Raw genomic sequence first — 24049 nt, 5'->3', positions numbered from 1 at the left:
ACGGGGAACATGGCGAGCGCGATGAGCCGATGTCTCAGGGGTGTGCTGTTCGGAACCGTGCTGCTCTCCAGGAGTGCGGCGGCTCAGGAAGTTCCGGCACGATTCCAGGAGACCTTCGGTCCGGTGCTGAATTTGAGCGGGACGCCCACCTTCAACTTCGAATTCCAGACAGCCGTCGCCGACAGCAACGTCTACATCGTGTGGAGTGATACATCTTCCCTGGACGTCACCCACGTCTACCTGCGCAGGAGCTCGGACCAGGGAAAGAGCTTCGAGCCGCCCCTGAGGCTGAGCAACAACACCGGGTCCGCCTACCTCCCCACCGTGGTCGCGGAGGGAAAGAAGGTCTACGTCGCCTGGCACGACCAGGGCATCCAGTTCCGCGTGAGCCACGACAACGGAAGGAACTTCGACCCCGCGGTGACCCTGGCCGCGCACGGATTTTCGCCCCGGCTCGCGGCCGAGAACAGCGATGTGTACGTGACATGGACCGAGCTCACCGGCCCGCGGTCCGCGACCCAGCAATTCCGCGCGAGTCACGACAAGGGGCGGACCTTCGGCCCCACACTGGCGCTGGACGACCGTCATGGCACCGGGGTGACGGAGATGACCGCGTCCAACAATCGCGTCTACATGGTGGGTGACAACATCGACGCGGATGACCGGCCCGACGTGTACATGAGGACCAGCCCCGACGAGGGAACAGCCTTCGCACCGCGTCTCAACCTCAGTGCCGGCGAGGGCCCGGGGCAGCCGTCATTGCTCGCCCGCATCGCCGTCAAGGACCAGAAGGTCCACGTGGTCTGGGAGGAATGCGACGACCTCTTCCCGGACACCTGCACCATCCTCTACCGCCGCAGCACCGACCGGGGGGCGAGCTTTGAGCCCACCCAAGCCATGAGTGGGAGCCAAGGCTTCGCGCTCGCGCCGGACCTCGAAATCTCGGGTCAGCACGTCTTCGTGGCGTGGCAGGACGACAGCCCCGGCAACTTCGACATCCTCCTGCGCGCCAGCAACGACCAGGGGGCCACGTTCTCCGCGCCACGCAACCTGAGCCTCACCCCGGGATACTCCGGCTCCGTCAGCCTCTCCGCAGCCCAATCGCATCTGCGCGTCGCGTGGGAGAACACCACCGCCGGCTCGGTCGACATCTTCTACCGGGCCAGCGATGACCTGGGCGCGTCGTTCACGCCCGTGACGAACCTGAGCAACACGCCGACGCGCTCTTCCGCGCCACGTGTCTTCGCCTCCAGCGGCGGAGGACATGGCTATGTGGCCTGGCTGGAAGACCTGACCAACGAAAACACGGACGTGTTCTTCCGCCGCACCGAGGCGAAATAGCCCGGGGCACCCCGTCTCCTCGCAGTCGCGGTGGCCGCCCTCGCCTCGGGCGTCTGCGCGCGCGACATGCACCGCACATCCAGCCTCCTGGAATCCGTGCCTGAGTGTCGGCCACTCCGACACAGCGTGTGGCCTCCCGGAATCCGAGCTTTGTCGCGGCGTCTCCCTGCGTGTTCGTTGTGACATCCCCGCGCGGCGCGGGTAACCTGCCCGGGAGATGAACCCCGCCGCCAGGGCCGACATGGAGTCACGTGCCGATCGCGCCCTGCGCCGCGGCGAGCTCACCGAAGCGCTCGGCCTGTACGAGTCGCTGGTGCGGGCCTTCCCGCACGACGAGGTGCTCGCCCTCAAGCTCGCCAACGCGCGCGAGCTGCTCCAACCCGCGGAGTTGGAGGTGCTCGAAGCCGCCCGGGCCAAGGCCAGCATCCCCCTCCCCGTGGGCCCTTCCTCCCCCGTCCAGGAAGGCGAGCGCCTCTTCGCGCTGGGCGACTATGCGGGCGCCGCGGCTTGCTACCGGCGCGCGGTCCAGGAACGCCCGGACAGCGAGCTGCTCAAGGAGCGGCTGATCGAGCTCTATGGCCTCGCGAAGGCCATGCCCCTACAGTCACCGACAGATAGGGCGCTTCCCGACAAGCCGGAGCCTCGGCTCCAGGCCCTGCTGGACCGGGTGGCCTCGCGCCGCCGCCTGAAGCGGGACTGAGGAAAACGCCCGTTTCCACTCGCGAATCAGCCCTGGCCGGTGATTCACGCGTTGCACCCCCGGGGGCCCCCCCCTACAATCAGGTCCGACGTTTCTGTCATGGTGAAGCACCCTCCCTCTGACACCCGCGTCCGACCTGTATGCCCCGTCCCATGAGACTTGGAGTCCTGACCGGCGGTGGCGACTGCCCCGGCCTCAACGCACTCATTCGCGGCCTCGTGAAGCGGGGCACGCACGAATTCGGCTACGAGTTCGTGGGCATCGAGAACGGCTACATGGGGCTGGTGGAGCCAGGGCTCGCCCACCCGCTCACCGAGGAGGACACCCGCGGCATCCTCCCCAAGGGCGGCACCATCCTGGGCACGTCCAACAAGGCCAACCCCTTCAGCTACGCGACCCGTGAGGATGGCCACTGGGTGGAGCGGGACGTGTCCGATCAGGTCCTGCTCCGCTGCGAGGAGCTGGGCCTGGACGGGCTCATCGCCGTGGGCGGCGACGGGACGCTGTCCATCGCCCACCGGCTCGTGGAGAAGGGGCTCAAGGTGGTCGGCTGTCCGAAGACCATCGACAACGACCTGTCCGGGACGGATCAGACCTTCGGCTTCGACACCGCGCGGCTCATCGTCACCGAGGCGCTCGACCGCCTGCACTCCACCGCCGAGGCCCATGACCGGGTGATGGTCGTGGAGATCATGGGCCGCCACGCCGGCTTCCTCACCCTGGAGAGCGGCATCGCCGGGGGCGCGGACGTCATCCTGATTCCGGAGATTCCGTACAGCGTGGAGTCCGTGGTGGAGAAGATCCGCCGCCGCTCCACCCGCCGTCGCAGCTTCTCCATCATCGCCATCTCCGAAGGCGCGTTCCCCCAAGGTGGCGAGCTGGCCGTGCTGGACACGGCGGAGGCCATTCCCGGCCGGGGCGTGGTGCGGCTCGGCGGCTCGGGGAAGGTGCTGGCCGACCTGCTGGCCCGGCACATCGAGGCGGAGATTCGCGTGACGGTGCTGGGCCACCTCCAGCGCGGGGGCAGCCCCAGCGCGGCGGACCGGGTACTCGCCACTCGCTACGGGTGCAAGGTGCTGGACCTGGTGAGCGCGGGCCAGTGGGACCACATGGTGGCCCTGCGCGCGGGCGAAATCATCGCGGTACCCTTGAGCGAGTCGCGCAAGGAGCGCCGGGTGGATCCGGCGGGTGAGCTGGTGCGCTTCACCAAGAGCATGGGCATCAGCTTCGGGGACTGAGGGGACCGCCAAACCGCCATGACGACGCTCGTCGGCCGCCATATCGGTCGCTACCGCATCCTCGAGCAACTGGGCTCGGGGGGCATGAGCGTCGTGTACAAAGGGCTCGACACCGCCCTGGACCGTGAAGTCGCGGTGAAGGTGCTGCACCCGCACCTGGCCGGCAAGGACGAGTCCCGCCGGCGGCTGGCCCGCGAGGCCCGCGCGGTGGCGAAGCTGCACCACCCCAACATCCTGGAGGTCTTCGACTTCTCCGCCGCGGACGCCCAGGACGCGTTCATAGTCACCGAGTACATCCGCGGGCAGACGCTGAAGACGTTCCTGGACGAGGGGCCCATGGACCCGCCGGAGCTGGCGGCCATGGTCATCCACGAGCTGGCCGCGGCGCTGGCGCACGCGCACGAGTCCGGCGTCATCCACCGCGACCTCAAGCCGGAGAACGTCATGGTGCGCGAGGACGGCGTCCTCAAGCTCATGGACTTCGGCATCGCGCGGCTGATGGACATCGAGGAGCGGATGACCGTCACCGGCACGCTGGTGGGCTCGCCGGCCCACATGGCCCCGGAGATCATCGAAGGCCTGGAGGCGGGCCCCACGGCGGACGTCTTCAGCGTGGGCATCATGTTCTACGCGGCGATGACGGGACGGCTGCCCTTCAGCGCGCCCAACACCACCGCCACGCTCAAGCGCATCCTGGACGGGGACTACGAGGACGCACGCCGGCGCGTGCCCGCGCTGTCGGACGAGCTGGCGGACATTTGCGCCATCTGCCTGCAGCGCGACCCGGAGCGGCGCTACCCTGACGCGGCCCGGCTGCGGGACGCCCTGGCGGACTACCTGGCCGGCCTGGGCTTCGCCCGCGTGGGCGAGGAGCTGGTATCGTACTTCGCGGACCCACCGTCGTACCGGAAGCTGGCCCGTCAGCGCATCGTCGCCACCCTGCTGGAGCGCAGCGAGCGGCAGCTCGCGGAGAAGCGCACCCCGCGCGCCCTGGCCAGTCTCAACCAGGTGCTAGCGCTGGACACCACCAACGCGCGGGCGCTGGCGCTCCTCAAGGGCATCCAGCGCGCCCAGCGCATCAAGACGTGGCGCCGCCGGGGGCTGCGTCTGGGCGTGGGCGTGGCCGCCGCCGGACTGCTGGGACTGGGCGGCTGGAAGGCCCGCCACGCGAACGACGCCGAAGCCACCACCCCGCCCGACGCCACCACGCCCGGACAGGTCGCGGCCACGCTGCCTCCGGCCCCACCTTCCGAGCCGCTCGCCACCGTCGCGCCTCCCGACACCACCCCGGCCCCGAAGGAGAGCGCCGGGCGTCCCGGCCCTGGCACGTCGCAGCCGCCCCGCCCGGCCTCGCGCGCGGTCAAGGGCACGACGGCACCGGGAGGCCTGTCGCCGCGGACGGATGGCACGCCGGCCGTGGGCGGCACCGTTCGCAGCATGGGCACACGCCCTGCGGGCGAGGACGAGGAAGCACCGCGCAAGCCGCTGGTGCGCAAGCTGCCTGTGTCCATCCTGGTGCGCCCCTATGGCAGCATCCGCGTGGATGACGGCGCGGCCAGCGCCCAGCCGCTCCAGAAGCACGACGTGGAGGTGACACCGGGCCGGCACACCGTCACCATCTCCTGCGACTACTGCGAGGACGTGGTGGACACCATCGACGTGCAGCCGGACGGCGACAACGTCTTCCACCTGCGCGCCCAGCCCAAGGCGTCCCGCCTGTCGGTCGACTTCGAGCCCGCGGGCGCGCTGGTGCGCGTGGGCGACGAGTTCCGCTCCGCGGAGGACAGCGTGAAGACGCCCTTCGAGGTCCGCTCTCCGCGAGGCCCCGCGGGCTTCCAGCACACCGTGGTGGTGGAGGTCTCCCACCCGGGCTACGTGCCGGAGCGCCGGGTGGTGCATCTGCGGCCGGGCGAACCCACCACCCTGCGCGGGAGCCTCCGCCCAGAATGAGCCGCTGCCTCCCGCTCTTGCTCACGGCGATGATGCTGCTCGCTCCGGGCGCCACGTTCGCCCAGGACGCCGGTGACCCGGAGGTCGCCGCGCTGCGCGCCAGCTTCGAGTACGGCAAGTACGCGGAGGTGATGGACCGCGCGGCGTCGCGCATCGACCGGGGCGGCCTGGACGAGGACGACCTGGCGGAGCTGCACAAGCTCGCGGGCCTGGCGGCCTTCAACCTGGGCCGCACCGACGACGCCCGCCGCCACCTGCGCGCGCTGCTCCGGTTGGATCCGGACTTCAGCCTGGACCCCTTCGTCGTCCCGCCGCCCGCGGTGGCCTTCTTCGACACGCTCAAGGAGGACATGGACACGGAGCTGGACTTCCTGCGCCAGGAGCGGCGGCTGCGTCAGGAGCGCGAGAAGGCGGAGGCCGAGCGCCGCGAGCGCGAGCGCCTGGAAGCCGAGGTGCAGCGCCGCCGCGCCGAGGAGCTGGCGTCCCAGGTGACGGTGCGCACGGTGGAGAAGCGCAACTTCCTGGTCAACTTCGTCCCCTTCGGCGCCGGCCAGTTCCAGCAGGGCCGCACCAGTCTGGGCATCGTCTTCGCCGCCACCGAAGGTGTGCTGGCGGTGACGAGCATCATCTCCTTCTTCGCCTACGAAGGGCTCTTCGAAGAGCGCACCATCGACCTGGACAACGTGCTGGCCCCGGACGGCCGGGCCTCCGTCACCGTCCGCTACATCCCCACCAACCGGGCCAGGCAGCGCGACGCATGGCAGTTGCTCAAGCTGTCATCGGCCGCGGGCTTCTACGCCGTCTACGCCGTGGGCGTGGTGGACGCGCTGTTCCACCACGAGGACCAGGTGGTCCGCAGCACGGTGGAGCCTCGCGCCGAACAACCCGCGGAGCCACTCCCCCGCTCCACTTCCGCCCGCGCGACGGCACCGAAGACGTACACGCGCGTGGGCATCTACCCGACCTCCGGCGGACTCGGCGCCGGTCTCACGCTCTCCTTCTGACGGAGACTCCCTCCAGGTACGTGAAGCCATGGCCAGCCTCACCGTCCGCACCCCCGATGGCAAGGTCCGCGCAGTCTCCCTGCACAAGCGTCTCACCAGCATTGGCCGGGGCCCGGACAACGACATCCCGCTGGAGGACACCTCCGTGCCCGCCAGCGCCCTGCACGTCACCTTCGACGGCACGCGCTACGAGGTGGGCAGCCTGGGCGCCACCTTTCACGTCAACGGCAAGAAGCGCGACGCCCATGCGCTCTCCACCGGCGACGTGGTCCGCGTGGGCCACACCGAGCTGATCTTCGCCCGGGACGACGCGCCCCGTGCGCCGCCGCTCCCCGCGTCCCCTCCGCGCGAGCTGATTCACACGTCCAACCCCGACTCGCACACCTCCGAGCTGCCCGGCGTCCCCGGCCGCGAGCTGCTGCTGCTGCGCCGGCTCACCGCGTTCAGCGAGCGGCTGCTGGGGCTCTACGACTTGGAGCGCCTCCTGGAGGGCCTGATGGACGAGGCCATCGAGGTGACGCGCGCCGACAAGGGCTTCCTCATCCTGATGGAGAACGGGGACCCGCGCGTGAAGGTGGCGCGCAACGTGTCCCGGGAGAACATCGAGGACGCGGTGGAGAAGGACAAGATCTCCGACTCCATCATCGCCAAGGTGGTGAAGGAGCAGAAGGCGCTCATCGTCGCGGACGCGCTGGACTCGCCGGAGTTCAACAAGAGCGAGTCGGTGGTGAACCTGCGCGTCCACTCCGTCATGTGCGTGCCGCTGATGCAGAAGGGCGACCTCTTCGGTGTCCTCTACGTGGGCAATGACCGGCTGGTGAACCGGTTCGAGCCCAAGAGCGCGGACATGCTCACCATCTTCGCGGCGCAGGCGTCGCTCATCCTCCAGAACGCGATGCTGGTGAGCGACCTCAAGCTCGACAACACCGAGCTGCGCCGCAAACTGGAGGACCAGCGCTATGGCGACATCGTCGGCGCGTGCCAGGGCATGCGGGACGTGTACAAGCGCATCGACAAGATCGCGCCCACGGACATCTCCGTGCTCATCACCGGTGAGACGGGCACCGGCAAGGAGCTCATCGCGCGGGAAATCCACCGCCGCTCGACGCGTGCGAAGGGCCCCTTCATCACCATCAACTGCGGCGCGATTCCAGAGAACCTGCTGGAGAGCGAGCTGTTCGGCCACGTGAAGGGTGCCTTCACCGGCGCGGTGGCCACCAAGGCCGGCAAGTTCCAGGCGGCCATTGGCGGCACGCTCTTCCTGGACGAAATCGGGGAGATGCCGTTGCAGCTCCAGGTGAAGCTCTTGCGCGCGCTCCAGGAGAAGGTCGTCTACAAGGTCGGCGACAACCGCGGCGAGCCGGTGGACATCCGTGTGGTGGCGGCCACCAACAAGGTGCTCGAGGACGAGGTGAAGAAGAACACCTTCCGCGAGGACCTCTACTACCGCCTCAACGTCGTCACGCTGAAGCTGCCGCCCCTGCGCGAGCGCGGCGAGGACGTGGTGGTGCTGGGCCGCTTCTTCCTCCAGAAGTACGCCCGCGAGTTCAGCTCCAAGGCCCGCGGCTTCACCCCCTCCGCCACCGTGTCCATGCGCAAGTACGGCTGGCCGGGCAACATCCGCGAGCTGGAGAACCGGCTCAAGAAGGCGGTGGTGCTCGCGGACAAGCCGCTCCTGGGGCCGGATGACCTGGACCTGAAGCCGGAGAACCTGGAGCCCATCATGCCGCTGCTCCAGGCCAAGGAAGAATTCCAGAAGCGTTACATCAACGAGGTGCTCGCCCGGAACAACGGGAACCGCACCAAGACGGCCAAGGACCTGGGAGTGGACCCGCGCACCATCTTCCGGCATCTGGAGAAGCTGGAAGCGGAGAAGTCAGGGCGGCCCCTGCCCCCCGAGGAGGGAGACGAGCTGCTCTAGGAGAGCAGCCCGTCCGGATGATGGAAGCGACGACGCGGCGATACTCCTGGAGACGAGAGCTGTGGCTGCTGATGGCCGCGGGCTGCGCCGCGTCCGGCTGCCTCATCCCCCAGGACGACACGCTGCTGGACGCCGTGCCGGAGTTCATGAACCGGCCGCCGCGCATCATCGACAGCCTGGTGGCCCCCCAGCAGCGCTTCATCTCGGACTTCGGCGCGGACGGCTGCGACCTCACCTTCGAGGTGGCCGTCGAGGACCCGGACGTGGACGACCGCATCGTCGTGCACTGGTACGTGGACTACAACCCGCAGGACCCGCGCGGCCCCTACCGTCAGTATGAGTTGGCCAGCACCCGCGAACCCCGGCGCACGGACCGGGGCACGCTGCTCATCAGCCTCGCGTCCGCCAACAACCCGCTGAGCACGCCCGGCCCCCACCTGGTGGAGGCGCTGGTGACCGACGCGGAGCTGGTGGACCGTGTGGTGCGGCCCCGGCCGGTGCAGCTGCCGGACGGCACCACCATCAACAACCCAGGCTTCGTCGTCACCTATTCGTGGGTGGTCAACACCGTCCAGGGAGACTGCCGGTGAGGCGGGTGCGGCGACTCGCGTGGACGGTCCTGGTGTCGGGCCTGCCCAGCGCCGGCTGCGTGCTGCTGGAGGAAGCGCCCGACCCCAGCCAGTTGGTGTGCCGCGCGGACAGCGACTGTGCCATCAACGAGGTGTGCTTCCCGGACGGCTGTGGCGACCCGGGCCGGGACATCGTGGTGGAGGTGACGCCCAACCCCCATGACGGCCTGCACGCGCAGGACTTCCAGGTCGACGCCATCCGGCCGGAGCTGAACCTGGCGCTGTTCGGGCCCGCCACCGTCCAGGGAAGCACCGTGCGCGCCACGAGCCCTGGTGGCAGCGCCCCGCGTCCCTACAACGAGCCGCTCCACCTCACCGCCCGCGGGGAGAGCGCGCTGCTGCCGGGTGTGGCGCGCCTCTTCACGGCCGACCTGGTCCCTCTCAACGGCGCCTGGGTGCTGCCCGTGGGGACCGGGACGTACACGGTGACGTTGGAGCCGGACGACCTGGGGCTGCCACCGGTGCGAGGCGAAGCCACCGTGTCGCCCGGCGGCGCCGTGCCCCTACACCTGGTGCTGCCCTCCCCCAACCAGGTGGCCCGGCTGGAAGGCCGGGTGGTGCGCCAGGGCGCGCAGCTCGTGGACGCCGCGCTGCAGGTCCAGGCGCTGGACGCGGACCTGACACCCCTGTCCCAGCGCGTGCCGGTGGCGCGCGGCTCGGGCGCCTTCTCGCTGGCCCTGCCGCTGGAGGCCTCGCAGCGCACCAGCCTCCTGGTGCGCGTGACGGCGACAGGCGACGTGCGGGTGCCGCAGAAGACGTTCACCGTGGATCCCCGCGAGCCGCTCACCGCGCCGCTGGAGCTGGGTGACTATGGCGAGCCGGTCCAGGTGTCCGGCCGCATCCTGGGACGGGACGGCCGGCCCGTGGTCCAGGCCTCCGTGTCCCTGCGCGGACCCGTGGGCGGCGGCGGCACGTACCAGGGGCCCCTGAGCACCACCGACGCGGAGGGCCGCTTCACGGTGGAGACGCTCCCGTCGGGGCCGGGCGGCAACCTGTCTCTGGTGGTGGTGCCGCCGTCAGGCTCCACCGCGGGCCTGACGGTGCAGTCGGTGGAGGTGCCTCGCACCGGCGCGGTGCTGCCGGACGTCGTGTGTCCGGACCGGCGCATCATCCGGGGGACGATTCTCCAGACGGACAACACCTCACCGGCGCTGGGCGTGAGGGTGCTGGCGGATCCGGTGGGACAGGTGCCTGGCTGGCCGCGTCCACCGGCGGGCAGCGAGTCCCTGGGCACCACCGACGACACGGGCGCCTTCCGCCTGGGGTTGGATCCGGGCATCTACCGTGTGGACTTCATCCCCACGGAGAACCTGCCCCGCGTCAGCCGCGTCATCACCGTGCTCCCCGGCGACGACGCGTCCGAGCAGGTGCTGGCCACCTTCCCGCTCCAGCGAGGCCGCACGGTGCGGGGCATGGTGACCGAGGCCGGAGCGCCCTCGCCCTATGCCTCCGTGCGCTTCTACCGGGTGGCGGACCTGGGAGGGCGCCCGTCTCCAGTGCTGCTGTCGCAGACGGTGTCGGACCACCTGGGCCGCTACACCGCCCTCCTGCCGGTGCGCTGACTCAGGGCAGCCGGCCGGCGCCAGGGTTGCGGCCCGCGGTGTTCATGGCTTCGTGCAGCGCATCCACCTCGCCGCCCACCTCTCCCGCGTACTGCACCGCGTGGATGGCGTAGAGGTCCTGCACGCGCATCAGGCGGCGGAACACCTCGCGCAGGGGGGCCCGCTCCCGCGAGTCGAGCGCGCATTCGGACTCACGGACCCGGAGCTTCTGCAGCCACTCGGTGCGGAAGCGCATCCATTCCTGGTCGACGCTCTTTGCGGGAGACACGTTCACCAGCTTCTCGCGCCCGCTCTCCAGGTCCGTCCACAAGGCGCGCGCGCCATCCAGGCACTCGCGGAACGTGAGCGCCACGGGGGCGGGAGGCAGCTTCTCCGGCGTCATGGCCAGGACAGAGCGGCCGACACTCCAGATGAGCCACAACGAGAACAGCGTGGTGACGAGGATGTAAATCCCATACGCGGCACCACGAAAGCGGCGGTAGCGGGGATCTTTCCGGGGGTCGGGAGCGGACACGGGGCCCACGTCTTATGACCGTGGACCCCGTGTGGCAACGCTTCCGTGTGGCAATGCTTCCGGGAGGTGGGGTTCCGGACCCCACGGGCAGCTACTGGCCGGGCTGGCTGGTCGCCTGGGCCGGAGCCGCGGGCGCCGCGCTCTCCGGGTTCATCAGGCGCTTCACCGCGGCGATGCGGCCCCGGAACTGCGACTGGTACGGGCTGTTGAGGTAGGCGCCAGCCGCGTCACGGGCGACTTCCAGCGCCTTATCGTACTGGCCGACCTCCTGGTAGGAGTGCGCCAGCATCAACATGGCGTAGTCGCGCGTCTTCGACTTGCGGTCCCCGTCCACGAAGCGGGCGAGCAGCGGCACCGCCTTCTCGTGGTTGCGGGTGTTGTTGTAGGCCGTGCCCAGGAAGAAGGACGCGTCCAGCGCCTGGTCCTGCGGCGGGTTCATGGCCAGGAACCGCTCCATGTTGGAGATGACGCTGGCCATCTCGTTCTTGCGGAAGGCGATCTTGCCCTGCTCGAACGCGGCGTCGCCCGTCTCCCGGCGCAGCACGGCGGCGCGGTCATTGAGGGCCTGGCGCTCCAGGTTGCTCAACCGCGACGTGTCCAGCTTCACCAGCGCGTCGATGCCCTTGAGGCGCTCGTCACCGGGCAGGCTGGTCATCATCTTGTAGACCTTGTTCGCCTCCTGCTGGACCGACTGGTGTGCCGCGGTGTCCGCGCGCTGCTTCTCCAGTTGGCCGGTGAGGTCGGCGACCGTCTTCTCCAGGCGCTCCTTCTCGTTGGTGGCGCTGGTGCTGCGCGCGCTGGTGATCATCAGCGCGGCGCCCACGCAGATGACCGCGAACAGCACGTAGGCCACCGCGGACGACAGCCACTGGCGCTTCTGGAAATCTTCGTGGCGTTTGCCAACCGCCTTCACCTCCGCATGGAGGTTCTTGAGCAGGTTGTCGCTCTTGATGACGAGGTTGCGTGCCTCGACAATCTCACGGCGCAGATCCGTGAGCTCCTTTTCCACATCCGTTTTCGGCTGGTCTGGCATGGACATCTTCCTAGGCCCGGAAATGAATTCGGCCGATTCACGCATCGTAAGGAGTTCTCCCGGTCATGCGTCGATAATTTCCGCAGCGGAACAGCGCTGCTTAGCCAATGCATTTCCCGAAGAAGGGCAACAGCGCCCGGCTCGCCTGCTTCCCCTGCGGACTTACAGGCTCCCAGGGAGCGGCCGTGATGGCTCTGCTGGAAAGCTGTACGTCACGCCCAGCGAGAGCCAGCTCCCGCCCAGGCTGAACGAACCGACGCGCGCCGTGGACGGCCCCACGGGACCTCGGAGGAACGCGAGCCGGTAGTCAGCAGTGATGCCCCAACGCGGCGTCAGGCGCAACGTGGCGCCCACGTTGCCCATCCACGTCTGGGTGGTGGTTTCCTGGAGCTCCTCCCCCTTGCGCTCCGACGAGGCGAGCGTGGGCCCCGTCAGCAAGCCCGCGAAGGGCACGAGCCCATGAGGGCCCAGTTGCGGAATCACCGTCTGGAAGCGCAGGCCGATGAGCGCCCCGTAGCCCAGCACGTCCACCTGCCGGGCCTGCGGCGGCCCGCCATCGACGCCCGGCTCGTTGAGGTACAGGCGACTCTGCGTGCCGAACAAGTCGATGCCCACCTCCAGCAGGTCGGAGATGGCGTAGGCGAAGGACGCCACCACCGTGGGCCCGCCCGCCACTTCCCGGGCACGCGGCAGCCCCTGGTTGGCGGAGCGCGAGTACCAGCCGTCGTAGAGCGTCTTGTTGGGGGTGATGCGCCAGCCGCCCTGGATGGTGATGCGGCCCACCCCATCCAGCGAGGTGGACACATCCTCATCACCGTATGCGTAATCCTGAGCGGCGGCGGGAGCGGAAAGCAGCAGTGCGAGCGGAAGAAGGCGACGGAGCATCAATGGCGGCTTTGGCGTCAGGGGCGCTTGGGGCTCAGCGCGATTTCCAGGAAGGTGGTCCGCCGGCGGCGAAGTGATGCGACGAAGCAGCGCACCACACATCCGGCGCCGAACTCGCGCAGCACCACGCCGAGATTCGCCACCACGTCCCGCAGGGTGATCACACCGTGCATGTGCCCGCTCCTGTGCGCTGCGGAGGTTGGCCTGGGTGCTACAAGCGTGTGGCGCACGGTAACAGGGGGTCCCCCCCCGTCAATTTTCGGGGCACTCAGCGGGCGCGCCGCTCCAGCTCCAGCAAGGGCATCTCCAGCACCACCACCGTGCCGTGGCTGCACGTGGGGTGGAAGTCGGCCCGGTCCAACTCCCCGAGCAGCGCGCGGAACTGCGCGTCGGAGAGCGGCACGGCGCCAGCCTGCTTCGCGGCGTGGCACGCCATCACCCGCACCGCCTCCGCCAGCGACACCGTGTCCAGCGTCGCGCTCTTCGGCGGCAGCGCCCGCGCCAGGGCCTCCAGCAGCGAACGCGCGTCCGCCCCTTCCAGTCCCGGCGGCACCGTCTTCAACGCCACCGTGGTGCCGCCGAACGGCTCCACGTCGAAGCCCAGGCGGGACAGGGCCTCCCTGCCCTCCACCAGGGCCTTGGCCGCCGCGACGGGCAACTCCAGCGTGGTGCCGAAGAGCGTGGGTGCCGGAGGCGGCTTGCCGGCCTCCAACGCGCGCAGGTAGCCCGTCAGGCGCGCGCGCTCCAGCGCCGCGTGTGGATCCATCACCACCAGCGTGCCACCCGGTCCCTCGCAGACATGGAAGCGCCCCCCCAGCATGCCCAGGGGCCGCAGCGCGCCGAAGTAGCCCGGCGGAGGTGCCTCGTTGAGTTGCGGCTGCGCCTGACCGAAGGCGGGGGCCTGCCCCACCGCGGCGGCGAAGGGCAGCGCTCCTGGCCGAGCCCCCTGCCCCAGCGCCCCCAGGGACGGCGCCCCAGGGCCAGGGCCCGGTGCATCCATGGCGGTGGGCAGCGGGCCGCCCCACGCGGCTTCCTGGGCGCGGGTGAGGAAGCGCTCCACGGCGTGCGCGTAGTGCGCGGCGTCCATGGGCTGGCCGGCCTGGGGCGCGGCGCCCTCCACGCCCGAGCCCAGCCACGGCGCGGCGCGCAGCATGCGGCTGAGCGCGGCCGTCACCGCCTCCTGGACACCCCGGGCGTCGGCGAAGCGGACCTCCTGCTTCTGCGGGTGCACGTTGACGTCCACCGCGCGCGGGTCCACGTCGATGTGCAGCACCACCACGGGCTGGCGCCCGGCGGCGAGGAAGTCCTGGTACGCGCGCTGGATGGTGCCAATGAGGCCGCGGTCCCGGATGTAGCGGCGGTTGACGAAGGTGTAGAGGCCGCGCGCGTTGTTGAAGGTGAACTCGGGCGAGGCGGCATACCCCGTGACGGCCACGCCCAGCCGGCGCTCCTCCACGGGGAACAGGTGCGGATGCGACGTGGAGCCCAGCGCCGCGGCGATCCGCTCGCGCGGGTCATCCGGGCAAGCCGCGCTGGAGAAGAGCGCGCCGCCCTCGTGCGAGGCGAAGAAGCCCACCTCCGGGTACGCCAGGGCCAGGCGCACCACGGCCTCTTCCGCGTGCTTCAGCTCCGTGTCGCCCCGGCGCAGGAACTTGCGGCGCGCGGGCACGTTGAAGAACAGGTCCTCCACGGTGATGACCGTGCCCGTCCGCGGCGGCGCGTCCTCCACCAGCGGTGGCCCACCGCCTTCCACCGACACCCGCGTGCCCACCTCGGAGTTCGTAGCCGCGGAGTGAAGTGTGAACCGGGAAACGGATGCGATGGCGGGAATGGCCTCGCCCCGGAACCCCATGGAGTCGATGTGGAACAGGTCGTCCAGCTCGCGCAGCTTGCTGGTGGCGTGGCGCTCCAGGCAGGCCACGGCGTCCGAGCGCCCCATGCCGTGCCCATCATCCGACACGATGATGCGGTCCACGCCTCCCCCGTCCAGCTCGACGCGGATCGTGCCGGCACCGGCGTCGATGGCGTTTTCCACCAGCTCCTTCACGACGGAGGCGGGGCGCTCCACGACTTCGCCGGCGGCAATCTTGTTGATGAGGACGTCGCTGAGACGGGCAATCCGGGACATGGCGGCCGGACACCCTCCGCCACCCAGGCGACGTTGTCCAGCAACACAGCATGGGTGGCGGCTGACAATCCCAGGCGGCTGGGCTAACACGCGACACCGCGTATGGACGTGTCACGACCAGGCAAGGGACGGCTGCGCATCGCGGTAACGGGCGCGAGCGGCGACTATGGGCGGCTCCTGCTGTCTCGGCTGGACAGGGATCCCGACGTAGAGAGCATCCTCGTGCTCGACGTCGTCCGCCCGGAGGGCGACAAGGTGGAGTTCCACCGCGTGGACCTCACCCGGTACGATGCCGAGAGCGAGCTCACCGACGCGCTCACCGAGCGCCCCGTGGACGCGCTCTATCACCTGGCGTTCCTGTTTGGTCCCATCCGCAACGGCTCCCTGGCGCACGAGCTGGAAGTCATCGGCACGATGAACGTGCTGACGGCGGCGGGCCGCTCGCGGCTGCCTCGGCTGGTGGTGCCCTCCCTGACGGCCGTCTACGGCGCGCGCGGGAACAACCCCGCGATGCTGCGCGAGGACTCGGCGCTCCAGGGTTGCCCGCACAGTCGCTTCGTCACCGACAAGGTGGAGGTGGAAGGCCAGGTGCGCGCCTTCCGGGAGCGGCATCCGGACATGCGCGTGCTCGTGCTGCGCTTCGCGCCGGTACTCGGGCCCTCGGTGGACAACCCGGCCACGCGCTTCTTGAAGAATCCCGTGGTGCCCACGCTGATGGGCTTCGATCCGCTCTGGCAGGGGCTGCACGAAGACGACGCCGCCCGTGCCTTGCACCTGGCCCTGCGCGCGGACGCGTCCGGCGAGTTCAACATCGTGGGCCGCGGGGTGATGCCGATCTCCGGCCTCATTCAGCAGGCGGGCGCGCGGCCGCTCCCTCTGCCAGGGCCCTTGTTCCGGGCCGGCCTGCATACGTTGGACGCCGTGGGCGCGGGCACGTTGCCCGTGGCCCTGCTCGACTACATCCATTACTCATGGGTCGCGGATGGCGAACGCGCCGAGTCCGCACTCGGTTTCATCCCCCTCCACCATGTCAGAGACGCCGCTGCGGCGCTGAAGAGGAGCTAGTCATGGCCAAGGGTGTCCTTGGGAACGATCCCTTCAAGCGCGGCGCCGCGTCGCGCCCCACCGAATCCTCCACGCCGGGTGGCGAGGAAAAGGCCGCCGCCGCGGAGACGAAGAAGAAGCCGGGGCCTGGCGGGACGGCGTCCGCGAAGGGCGGTGGCAAGGCGGCTGCCGCGAAGTCGCGCAAGCATGAGGGCAAGAAGACGTCCGGGAAGGCCAAGGGAGGCAAGGCGACCGGAGGCATGAAGGGCGCCGCCACGGATGCCCGGCCTCCGGCGCAGGCATCGGGGACGGGTGCCCCCGCGCCTCAGGCCGAAAGGACTGAGGCAGCGGACGCCGCGACTCCGCAGGGCCTCGCACAGCCGACGCATGCCCCTGGGCCCCAAGCCCAGCGGCCCCCCGTGCACGGGGCAGCGGACGCCGCGCTGTCGCCGCGCGAACCCGCCCCGTCTCAGCAGGCGCGGACGCCGCAGGCTTCTGCCCACGACGCGGACGACGCCGTGCTTCCCCTGCGCGAGCCCGCGGTGTCCACGCCGCTCACGCTGGAGTCACAAGCCCCCGGCCCCGTGAACGATGCCGGTGCCCCCACGCCGAAGCAGCGCGACGTGGACCTTGCCTTGGCGGAAGCCCTGGCCGCCGATGTGGCCGAAGCCACCGCCACCGCCGCGGTGGACGCGGCGCTGGGCGCGGAGGCCGGTCCCGACGCCGAGGTCGAGCGGCTCGTGGCCACGGAGTTTGCGACCGAGCTGGCCGAAGCCGCGGTGGAGGAAGCGCTGGAGCGAGGCGCTCCTGCCCAGTCTCCGGAACAAGAGCAGGAGCTCGCCGCCGCCGTGGCCGCGCAGGTCGCGGACAGCGCCGCACGGGCCGCCATCGACAAGGTGCGCGCGCTCCACGCCACACCGGATGCTCCGGCCGTCACCCGGTGGGAGCGGGAGACGCCGGTCCGCGTCGTGGTGACGGAAGAAGCGGACACGTCCGCGGTGGAGCCGGAAGTAGAGCTCCCGGATGCTACTCGCGACGAGCTCCCTCCCAGCCGCAGGGGCCCGCTGTCGCTGGTGCCCCCGCCCGCCACGAGCGCGGGTGAGTCGTCCTATCGGGAGTCCTTCTCTCCGGAGTCCGGACGGGGCGAGCCCGACGGCATCCGTCCCCTGGCGGAGCGCGCCGTGGCGGCCCTGTCCCTGGCGCGCGACATCGCCGGGCAGGCCCTGGCGAGCGAGAGTCTGGCCCGGGCGCTACTCGCGATGGGCGGCCTGAAGGACATGCTCCGCGCCGGCCTGGGCACTGGCGGTGGCGCGAACCTGGACGAGTACGGCAAGGACCCATCGCTCGTCGAGCGGCTGGAGCCCGTGCTCGAGTTCCTCTATTCGCAGTACTGGCGCGTGTCCGTGCAGGGCGTGGACCACGTGCCGCCGGGCGCGGCCATCCTGGTGGCCAACCATTCGGGCGCCCTGCCCTACGACGGGCTCGTCATGTCCATGGCCCTCACGCGTGAGCGCCCGGACCTGCGCGAGCCCCGCTGGTTGGTGGAGGACCAGATCTTCCACGCACCGATGGTGGGCACCCTCTTCAACCGGCTCGGCGCCGTGCGGGCCTGCCCGGAGAACGCGCTGCGGCTCCTGGACGAGCATCGTCCGCTGGTCGTCTTCCCCGAGGGCTACCAGGCACTCAGCAAGCCCTTCGGGGAGCGCTACCGGCTGAAGCGCTTCGGCCGCGGCGGCTTCGTGAAGCTGGCGCTGCGCACCGGCGCGCCCATCGTCCCGGTGGCCATCGTCGGCGCGGAGGAGACGTCACCACTGCTGGGCCGCATCCCCGCCTCCTTCCTGGGTCTGCCCTACGTGCCCCTCACGCCGCTGGGCCCCCTGCCCCTACCGGCCAAGTGGAGCATCCGTTTCGGCGAACCCATTGGCGTCGAGGACCTCGCGCCCGAGGCGGCGGACGACCTGGGCGAGGTCCAGCACCTCACCGAGCGCACCCGTGAGGCCATCCAGAGCATGCTCCAGTCGCTGCTGCGCGAGCGCCGCTCCGTCTTCGCGGGCTGAAGCGGAAGCGCCCGGCCAGGCACGGGGTGGGCTGGAGACTCAGCCCACCACGCGGTTGCGGCCGGACGTCTTCGCATCGAAGAGCTTCTCGTCGGCGTCGCGCACCAGCTCCCCCGGCTCGCGGTGGTGCGGCTCCAACACCGCGAGGCCCACGGACACCGTGACGGGAATCACCTGCCGGTCGAACTCGAAGCGCTGCTTCTCCACCAGCCGGCGCACCTTCTCCGCGAGCTGACGCGTGCCGGACAGCGACACCTCCGGCAGCAGGATGGCGAACTCCTCGCCGCCGTAACGCGCGAACACGTCCTCACGGCGGATCTTCGTGCGCACCGTGGATGCGAGCTGCTTGAGCACCGAGTCCCCCGCCAGGTGCCCGTACTTGTCGTTCACGGCCTTGAAGTGGTCGATGTCCAGCAGCACCAGCGACAGCATCCGCTCGTAGCGGCGGCTCCGCGAAATCTCCCGGTCCAGTTGCTCGTCGAAGTAGCGCCGGTTGTAGATCTGCGTGAGGCCGTCCATCGTGGTCAGCCGATAGATTTCGTCGTGGTACGCGGCCTCGATGTTGCCGCCGGCGATGTACTTGAAGATGGTGCGGCCAATCTTCACGAGGTCGCCGTTGCGCAGCTCGCGCACCCCCTCCGCCAGCTCGTCGTTGACGAACGTGCCGTTGGTGGAGCCCAGGTCGCGGATGCGCACGCCCTCACGCGAATTGGTGATGCTCGCGTGGTTGCGGCTGACCGACTCCTGGTCGATCTGGATGTCCGCCTTGGACGAGCGCCCGATGAGCGTCTCCTCGGACGTGAGGTCGAACTTGCGCCCCAGGTCCAAGCCGTAGATCACCACCAGCGCCGCGTCGAGGTTGACCGGCCGGTCGGAGATCTTCGAGATGACCGTGACGACCGTCTCCTTCTGCACCATGCCTCCCGGGACGACAACGCTACCACCCGGCAAATCGAGAAAGCGAGCCAGCGCACGAAAACCCAGATGGGTGTTCCCGCACTCGGGCTTCAGGGAATGTCGACCTTCCGGGTCGCGGTGACGAGCGGACGCAGGGGGTCACCCTCCAGGTCCACCAGGGTGGCCACCAGCAACACGCCCAGCCCCGAGCACGTCGCCGGGAGCTGCAGCTCCACCTCGCCGCGTCCCGGTGCGATGGGGGCGGAGGCGAACAGCGCCTGGTCGTTGCAACCCGAGCCGCCCCGCATGCTGACGCGCACCTGGCCTTCGCCGCCGGAACCCGTGCCCAGCCGGAAGCCGGAGACGCTCACCCGCACCGCGCTGCCTCGGGCCAGCCGCTGCCCTTCCGCCTCCGGATGGCGCCACGTCACCTCCGGCCGGCCCAGGCTCAGCGTGGCGACGGCATCCGTCAGGTCCGCGAGCCGCTCCGCGCCCAGGCCCTCCGGGGCCACCAGGCGGGACGGGCCCAGCCCCACGCGCCGGTCCAGGCCCCGCACGCGCAGCGCCTCCACCTGGAGCTTCGCCCGCGTTTCCTGCAACACGCCGTCGAAGGTGCGGTCCTCGAACCCCAGCGGCGGCTGGGGAACGACGACGCCGTCGTCCGCATCGTCCGGGTCCATCAACACCGTCCAGCGGCGGCCGGCGCGGTTGGTGAACTCGGCGCGCACCACGCTGGCCCGTCCGTCCACCTGGGCCTGGAACTCGCGGCCGACGAGCTCGCCGCGGGGGTTCCCGTCGAAGTTGTAGCGAACGGACTCCGGAAGGGAGAGGAAGCTCAGCCCCGCGTCCACGGGCTGCACGCCGTCCGGGTCGAACTCTGGCCTGGGCAGGTTCGCCACGAGCGTGCTGGTCGCCACCGTGCCGTCCTCGGCCTGATTCCCTGACGTGGCGGACACTACCAGCCGGTACGGCAGTCCCTCCAGGCCCCGGTGCGTGGGCGCCATGCGCACGGGCACCAGCCCGGGCCGGCCCAGCCGCGCATCGGCGTCAGTGTTCGGATCGGCCGGCGCCGCGTTGGCCGCGGCGCCCAGCCCCAGCGGAACCATGCCCCGGCCGGGAACCGCCACGGTGGCCAGCACGTAGGCGCGGTCCAGGTGCGCGCCCCGGTACTGAGGCAGCGGCGGCACACGCACGGCGAAGGGGAACGACAGCCGTACGCCCGGCGTTTCCCGCTCGAAAGGCAGCGCCTGCGCGTACTCCGCCGCGCGGGTGTCCGGCTCGCCGGTGAGGATGCCGGGCGTGGGCGCCAGGGTGAAGCGGGCGTCACGTGACAGCGCCGAGAAGAAGCGCGTCGAGCCGGGCAACAGCTGCCCCAGTTGCAACAGCGGATCCGTCCCCGGCGCCAGGAGGTTGAGGGGAAGTTCCTTCAGGGGGAGCGCGCCCGTCAGCGCCCAGGCCGTCCGCGTCCCACAGGCGCCCGTGCGAATGGCCAGCTCCACATCCAGCACACCCGGTAGCGAGCCGTCACACACACCCGCCACGCCCGGGGCCGCGACGTCTGGAGCCGTGCTGCCCGTCAACCACAGTGCGCTGCCCGACGGCAGCGACAGGCGGTCCTGGCCCGTGCCCAAGGGGAGCGCCACCTCGTGCTCCGGCCCCAGGAAGGACTCGGGAGCCAGGTCGGAAGGGAGCCCCGGCACGGACAACCCCATCAGCCCCACGCGCAGCGAAACCGCCGTCGAGAAGGTCTCCGTCAACGTGGGGAATGGACCCTTCACGCCGCCGAAGCGGTCCAAGGGGTTGCGGCGCAGGGCCATCCGCACGTCGCGGAACTGGCTCGCGTCGTGGCGCGCCAGCGTCAGGTAGCCGTAGTCGGAGTGGAAGGCGGAGAGCGCCACCTCACCTTCCGCGGGCACCCAGGCGGCTCCGTCGGCGTTCGTCACCATGGTCGCTCCCAGGCCGCCGTCATCGGCGGACACCGCGACGACGGCCAGCGGCACCGGACGCCCGGTCAGCGCATCCACCACCAGCACGCGCACCCCACCCGGTGCCACTTCGGCGGGCAGCACGGTGACGCGCGCATGGCAGGAGACGTTGCCCACTCGGACCGCCAGCGCCGGGTGCTCCGAGGCGGGCTCGCCTAGCACGACAGAGGCCTGGTGGCCGTCCCCGCCTCCGACCACGGAGGGAGACAACACCTCCCATGCCACGCCGTCACGCAACACCAACGGAGCGCCCGTCGATTCGCGCACCCACACGCGGAAGTCTACCGTCATGCCCGGGGTGCCCACGACGACGTCCGGCGTCACCTCGCAGGCGACAGCGCGGGTTTCGGACGGCGGCGAGCCACACGCGCCGTCTCGGCACACCGTGCCTGAGTCACAGTCCGTGTCGGCGGCACAGACAACGGGCACGCACCGGTTCATGTCGCATTGGCAGCCGGCGCCGCCTACCTCGTCACACGCGGCCAGCGCATGAGTGCCCCGTCGCGCCACGCCGCAATCCTCGCGCGTCAGGCAGGCGGGCTCGCAGCGCGAGGTGGCCGAGTCACAGAAGAAGAGCGAGGGGTCGGGGCAGTCCTGATCGACGGAACAGTAAGTCCCCTGGGGGATCGGGCCCACGGGGCTGTCAGGCCCCATGTCCATGCCGCCGCAGCCGTTCAGGTACAGCAGGACACAGGCCAGGCAAGCCAGCACGAGGGGACGGGGGGGGTGATTCATACGGATGCGGCTCCGGGGGGACCGTCCGCGACCTTACAGGCAGGACGCGCGCTGCGCGACGGTACGCGGCGCCGGCCGCCGCACTTCGAGCCCCATCATAGCCGGTCCGCCCGCCGTGCGCCCCTCCTCCGCACGGGATGGTTGGCTTTCAGGGTTAACAGATCGATGATCGCCTCCTGATGGCTCGCAGTGAACCCAAGTCCCTGGAAAGTCTCCTTCCCCGCGTCCTTGCACGGCTGGCGGGAGAGTCGGGAAAGGGCCACGCGTTGGCACCCGTGTGGGAGGCGGTGGTCGGTCCACACCTCGCGCGCCACACCACCCCCCAGGCCCTGCACGGAACCACCCTGGTGGTGGCGGTGACAGGCGCCCAGTGGGCCCAGTCGCTGGAGTCCGAAGCGGCCTCGCTCTGCGAGCAGCTCAACGCGCGGCTCGGCCCGGACACGGTGAAGTCCCTCTCCTTCACGTTCCAGGTGGCGCGCCGATGATGGCCTTGTTGGCGCTGATCACCGTCATGGCCGCCGCACCGTCGGCGTCGGCCGAAATGGAACGCAGCGCCGCTCAGCACGTCAGCCGCGAATTCGAGCGAGTGGGACGGCGCGCCCCGGTGGAAGACCCGAAGCTGACCACCGCCGCGCGGCGGCTGGCACACGAGGCCCTCACCGAATACACCACCGGCGCGCCGGGCCTCTTCACCCTCACCTCCGCCGTGAGTGACGCGGGCGCGGCGGACCCCTCGCCGCGCGCGCTGGTCATCCGGGCGTGGGTGCCACGGCATGCCATCGAGACCTTCCTCGAGCGCGACGACTTCAACAGCGAGCGCGCCTCGCACTTCGGCGTGGGAGTGTCCGTCCTCGGCAAGCGCGCGGCGCTCGTCCTGCTGCTGGTGGACCGCAAGGCGGAGCTCCGGGACTTCCCGCGCCTCATCGCCAAGGGTGAGCGCTCGGCCATGACGCTCTGCGGCGCCCTGGTCCCACCGCTGCGGCGGGCAGAGGTGTACGTCACCCAGCCGAACGGCGGGGTGAGCCTCATGCCCGTCCAGAACCGGGGTGCGGGGGGCGGCTTCTGCAGCCGGCTCGCCTTCGCCACGCCGGGTACGTACACCGTGGAGGTGGTGGGACGCGCGGACGGCGGGCCGGAGGTGGCGGCGCTCTTCCTGGTGGACCAGGGTGAGCCCCGCAAGCACGCCGCCAGCGAGGACACCGCCGAGCCCACCACGCTGGAGGACGCCCGCCGGGCCGTCTACGAGCGCATCAACGCCCTCCGCCGTGCCCACGCGTTGCCCGAACTGTCCCCCGACGCCGTGCTGGAAAAGGTGGCCCAGGACTACAGCGCGCGCATGTCGAAGGAGGGCTTCTTCGCCCACATCGCCCCGGACGGCTCCACGCTGACGAAGCGCCTGCCGGCGGGCGCACGCTACGTGCGCGCGGGAGAGAACCTGGGCCTGGCACCGGGGCCGCTGGCGGCCCACTTCGGCATCGAGCACAGCCCTGGACACCGGCGCAACGTGCTGGACCCGGGCTTCCGCTTCATGGGCGTGGGCGTGGCGTTCCACACGGTGAACGGGCGCCAGGAGGCCGTCCTCACCGAGGTCTTCACCGTCGCCCCGCCCGCTTCGCCGGAGCTGGCGGATCCGCAACAGGAGGCCTACGACGCCCTGAGCCGGCGACGCGCGTCCCGCAAGCTGCCGCCCCTGACACGCAACGCCGCGCTCGAGTCACTGGCACGCGCCCACGCCAAGCGCGCGCTGGAGCTGGACCAGCCCTCGGCCCAGCCGGGTGAAGCCCCAGTGCACGACCGCGTCTTCGAGCTGCTGCCCGACGCGGGAACGGCGTCCGTGGACTTCTTCGTGGTGTCGGACCCCACGGCGATTCCGGAGTCCCGCAGCATGGCCGACGCCACGAACAACCGCGTGGGCGTAGGCGTGGTGCGGGGAGACTCCCGCCGCTTCGGCACGAATCAATACTGGGTGGCCGTCATCTACGCGGCCGTCCCCTGACGTCCCGCACGGAGGCGCCGTGCGTGGTGGTGCCCCCGGTGTGTGTGGCCAGGGGCGTCAACGCCATGAACCCCGTTCAGACAGGCCGGCGCTGCGTGGCGTAGGCCTCGAGCCCCATCTGCGGCGGCGCCACCTGCTGATACATCGGACACTTCATGCAGGTGAACGACTGCCAACCTCGCCGGACGGCTTCATCCAGGCAGTTGTCATACTGATGACAGTTGAGGTTGCGGTGGGTCTCGACGCCGGCTCGCTTCGGCCCGGCTTCGGGGTTGATGGTTTGTGGCAGATCGGCTGGACACGGCTTCATGAAGCCCTCCCTCTGAACTGTTTCCCCCCCGAGCGCTGTGAACGAGCAGTGCTACCTGACGACAACGACTGGACCCGCCATGCAACGACGGACCGGAGTGGCGCTGAGCGGCGGCGCAAG

General features: G+C 70.4%; 20 protein-coding genes. 12 read left to right on the top strand and 8 right to left on the bottom strand.

The features are described from left to right. Nucleotides 1-123 precede the first annotated feature (123 nt). From FL344_RS08870 to FL344_RS08835, 8 genes are all read left to right on the top strand, one after another. Nucleotides 124-1341, top strand: a complete 1218-nt coding sequence (locus FL344_RS08870) for a sialidase family protein (RefSeq protein WP_228564879.1) — start codon at nucleotides 124-126, stop codon at nucleotides 1339-1341. A 217-nt stretch (nucleotides 1342-1558) separates the two neighbouring features. Then, a complete protein-coding gene (locus FL344_RS08865) occupies nucleotides 1559-2041 on the top strand; it encodes a tetratricopeptide repeat protein (protein WP_141618201.1) in 483 nt (160 codons plus the stop codon). A gap of 152 nt (nucleotides 2042-2193) precedes the next feature. After that, entirely contained in the window at nucleotides 2194-3279 is a 1086-nt protein-coding gene (locus FL344_RS08860; RefSeq protein WP_194863050.1) for a 6-phosphofructokinase, read from the top strand. Between the two features lie 18 nt (nucleotides 3280-3297). Next, nucleotides 3298-5229 carry a serine/threonine-protein kinase gene (locus FL344_RS08855; protein WP_141618199.1) on the top strand — a complete coding sequence of 644 codons (1932 nt, stop codon included), beginning with the start codon at nucleotides 3298-3300 and terminating at the stop codon, nucleotides 5227-5229. After that, the gene (locus FL344_RS08850) at nucleotides 5226-6233 is read left to right on the top strand and encodes a hypothetical protein (protein ID WP_141618198.1); all 1008 of its coding nucleotides are present in this window, start codon (nucleotides 5226-5228) and stop codon (nucleotides 6231-6233) included. The genes FL344_RS08855 and FL344_RS08850 overlap by 4 nt, the downstream gene beginning before the upstream one ends. Nucleotides 6234-6261: 28 nt before the next feature. Next, entirely contained in the window at nucleotides 6262-8154 is a 1893-nt protein-coding gene (locus tag FL344_RS08845; protein ID WP_141618197.1) for a sigma 54-interacting transcriptional regulator, read from the top strand. Between the two features lie 17 nt (nucleotides 8155-8171). After that, a complete protein-coding gene (locus FL344_RS08840) occupies nucleotides 8172-8744 on the top strand; it encodes a hypothetical protein (RefSeq protein WP_141618196.1) in 573 nt (190 codons plus the stop codon). 5 nt (nucleotides 8745-8749) lie between these two features. Next, complete coding sequence (locus FL344_RS08835; protein WP_228564878.1) at nucleotides 8750-10345, top strand: carboxypeptidase-like regulatory domain-containing protein; 1596 nt, start codon at nucleotides 8750-8752, stop codon at nucleotides 10343-10345. Nucleotide 10346: 1 nt separating this feature from the next. Here FL344_RS08835 and FL344_RS08830 read toward each other — a convergent pair whose 3' ends face one another. From FL344_RS08830 to mutL, 5 genes are all read right to left on the bottom strand, one after another. After that, nucleotides 10347-10859 (bottom strand): hypothetical protein, encoded by a 513-nt coding sequence (locus FL344_RS08830; RefSeq protein WP_194863049.1) that lies wholly within the window; start codon nucleotides 10857-10859, stop codon nucleotides 10347-10349. Nucleotides 10860-10950: 91 nt separating this feature from the next. Further along, complete coding sequence (locus tag FL344_RS08825) at nucleotides 10951-11937, bottom strand: tol-pal system YbgF family protein (RefSeq protein ID WP_141590105.1); 987 nt, start codon at nucleotides 11935-11937, stop codon at nucleotides 10951-10953. Between the two features lie 117 nt (nucleotides 11938-12054). Further along, nucleotides 12055-12777 carry a hypothetical protein gene (locus FL344_RS08820; protein WP_228564877.1) on the bottom strand — a complete coding sequence of 241 codons (723 nt, stop codon included), beginning with the start codon at nucleotides 12775-12777 and terminating at the stop codon, nucleotides 12055-12057. Between the two features lie 17 nt (nucleotides 12778-12794). Then, nucleotides 12795-12950, bottom strand: a complete 156-nt coding sequence (locus tag FL344_RS38950; RefSeq protein ID WP_163884409.1) for a hypothetical protein — start codon at nucleotides 12948-12950, stop codon at nucleotides 12795-12797. 95 nt (nucleotides 12951-13045) lie between these two features. Then, nucleotides 13046-14905, bottom strand: coding sequence for a DNA mismatch repair endonuclease MutL (gene mutL / locus FL344_RS08815; RefSeq protein WP_141618192.1), 1860 nt, complete (start codon nucleotides 14903-14905; stop codon nucleotides 13046-13048). 102 nt (nucleotides 14906-15007) lie between these two features. On the opposite strand from mutL, the gene FL344_RS08810 reads away from it, so the two are divergent. Beyond that, nucleotides 15008-15970, top strand: a complete 963-nt coding sequence (locus FL344_RS08810) for an SDR family oxidoreductase (protein ID WP_141590102.1) — start codon at nucleotides 15008-15010, stop codon at nucleotides 15968-15970. A gap of 2 nt (nucleotides 15971-15972) precedes the next feature. Then, nucleotides 15973-18006 (top strand): lysophospholipid acyltransferase family protein, encoded by a 2034-nt coding sequence (locus FL344_RS08805; RefSeq protein ID WP_141618191.1) that lies wholly within the window; start codon nucleotides 15973-15975, stop codon nucleotides 18004-18006. A 39-nt stretch (nucleotides 18007-18045) separates the two neighbouring features. Here FL344_RS08805 and FL344_RS08800 read toward each other — a convergent pair whose 3' ends face one another. Together FL344_RS08800 and FL344_RS08795 are read right to left on the bottom strand one after the other, a co-directional pair. Beyond that, on the bottom strand, nucleotides 18046-18921 hold the full coding sequence (locus tag FL344_RS08800; RefSeq protein ID WP_011554038.1) for a GGDEF domain-containing protein: 876 nt from the start codon (nucleotides 18919-18921) through the stop codon (nucleotides 18046-18048). 92 nt (nucleotides 18922-19013) lie between these two features. After that, the gene (locus FL344_RS08795) at nucleotides 19014-21623 is read right to left on the bottom strand and encodes a carboxypeptidase-like regulatory domain-containing protein (RefSeq protein ID WP_141618190.1); all 2610 of its coding nucleotides are present in this window, start codon (nucleotides 21621-21623) and stop codon (nucleotides 19014-19016) included. A 179-nt stretch (nucleotides 21624-21802) separates the two neighbouring features. On the opposite strand from FL344_RS08795, the gene FL344_RS08790 reads away from it, so the two are divergent. Together FL344_RS08790 and FL344_RS08785 are read left to right on the top strand one after the other, a co-directional pair. Beyond that, nucleotides 21803-22108 (top strand): DUF721 domain-containing protein, encoded by a 306-nt coding sequence (locus FL344_RS08790; protein ID WP_011554040.1) that lies wholly within the window; start codon nucleotides 21803-21805, stop codon nucleotides 22106-22108. Beyond that, entirely contained in the window at nucleotides 22105-23619 is a 1515-nt protein-coding gene (locus tag FL344_RS08785; protein ID WP_141618189.1) for a CAP domain-containing protein, read from the top strand. Before FL344_RS08790 ends, FL344_RS08785 begins: the two co-directional genes overlap by 4 nt. A gap of 76 nt (nucleotides 23620-23695) precedes the next feature. Here the strand turns inward: FL344_RS08785 and FL344_RS08780 are convergent, their stop codons facing one another. Next, nucleotides 23696-23929: a hypothetical protein gene (locus FL344_RS08780; protein ID WP_002636478.1), complete on the bottom strand. Its 234-nt coding sequence runs from the start codon at nucleotides 23927-23929 to the stop codon at nucleotides 23696-23698. Nucleotides 23930-24049 lie beyond the last annotated feature (120 nt).

Origin of the sequence: Myxococcus sp. AB036A, from assembly GCF_006547355.1 — a bacterium.
Classification (GTDB): Bacteria; Myxococcota; Myxococcia; order Myxococcales; family Myxococcaceae; genus Myxococcus; species Myxococcus virescens.
This window is presented reverse-complemented; position numbering and strand designations above follow the sequence as displayed.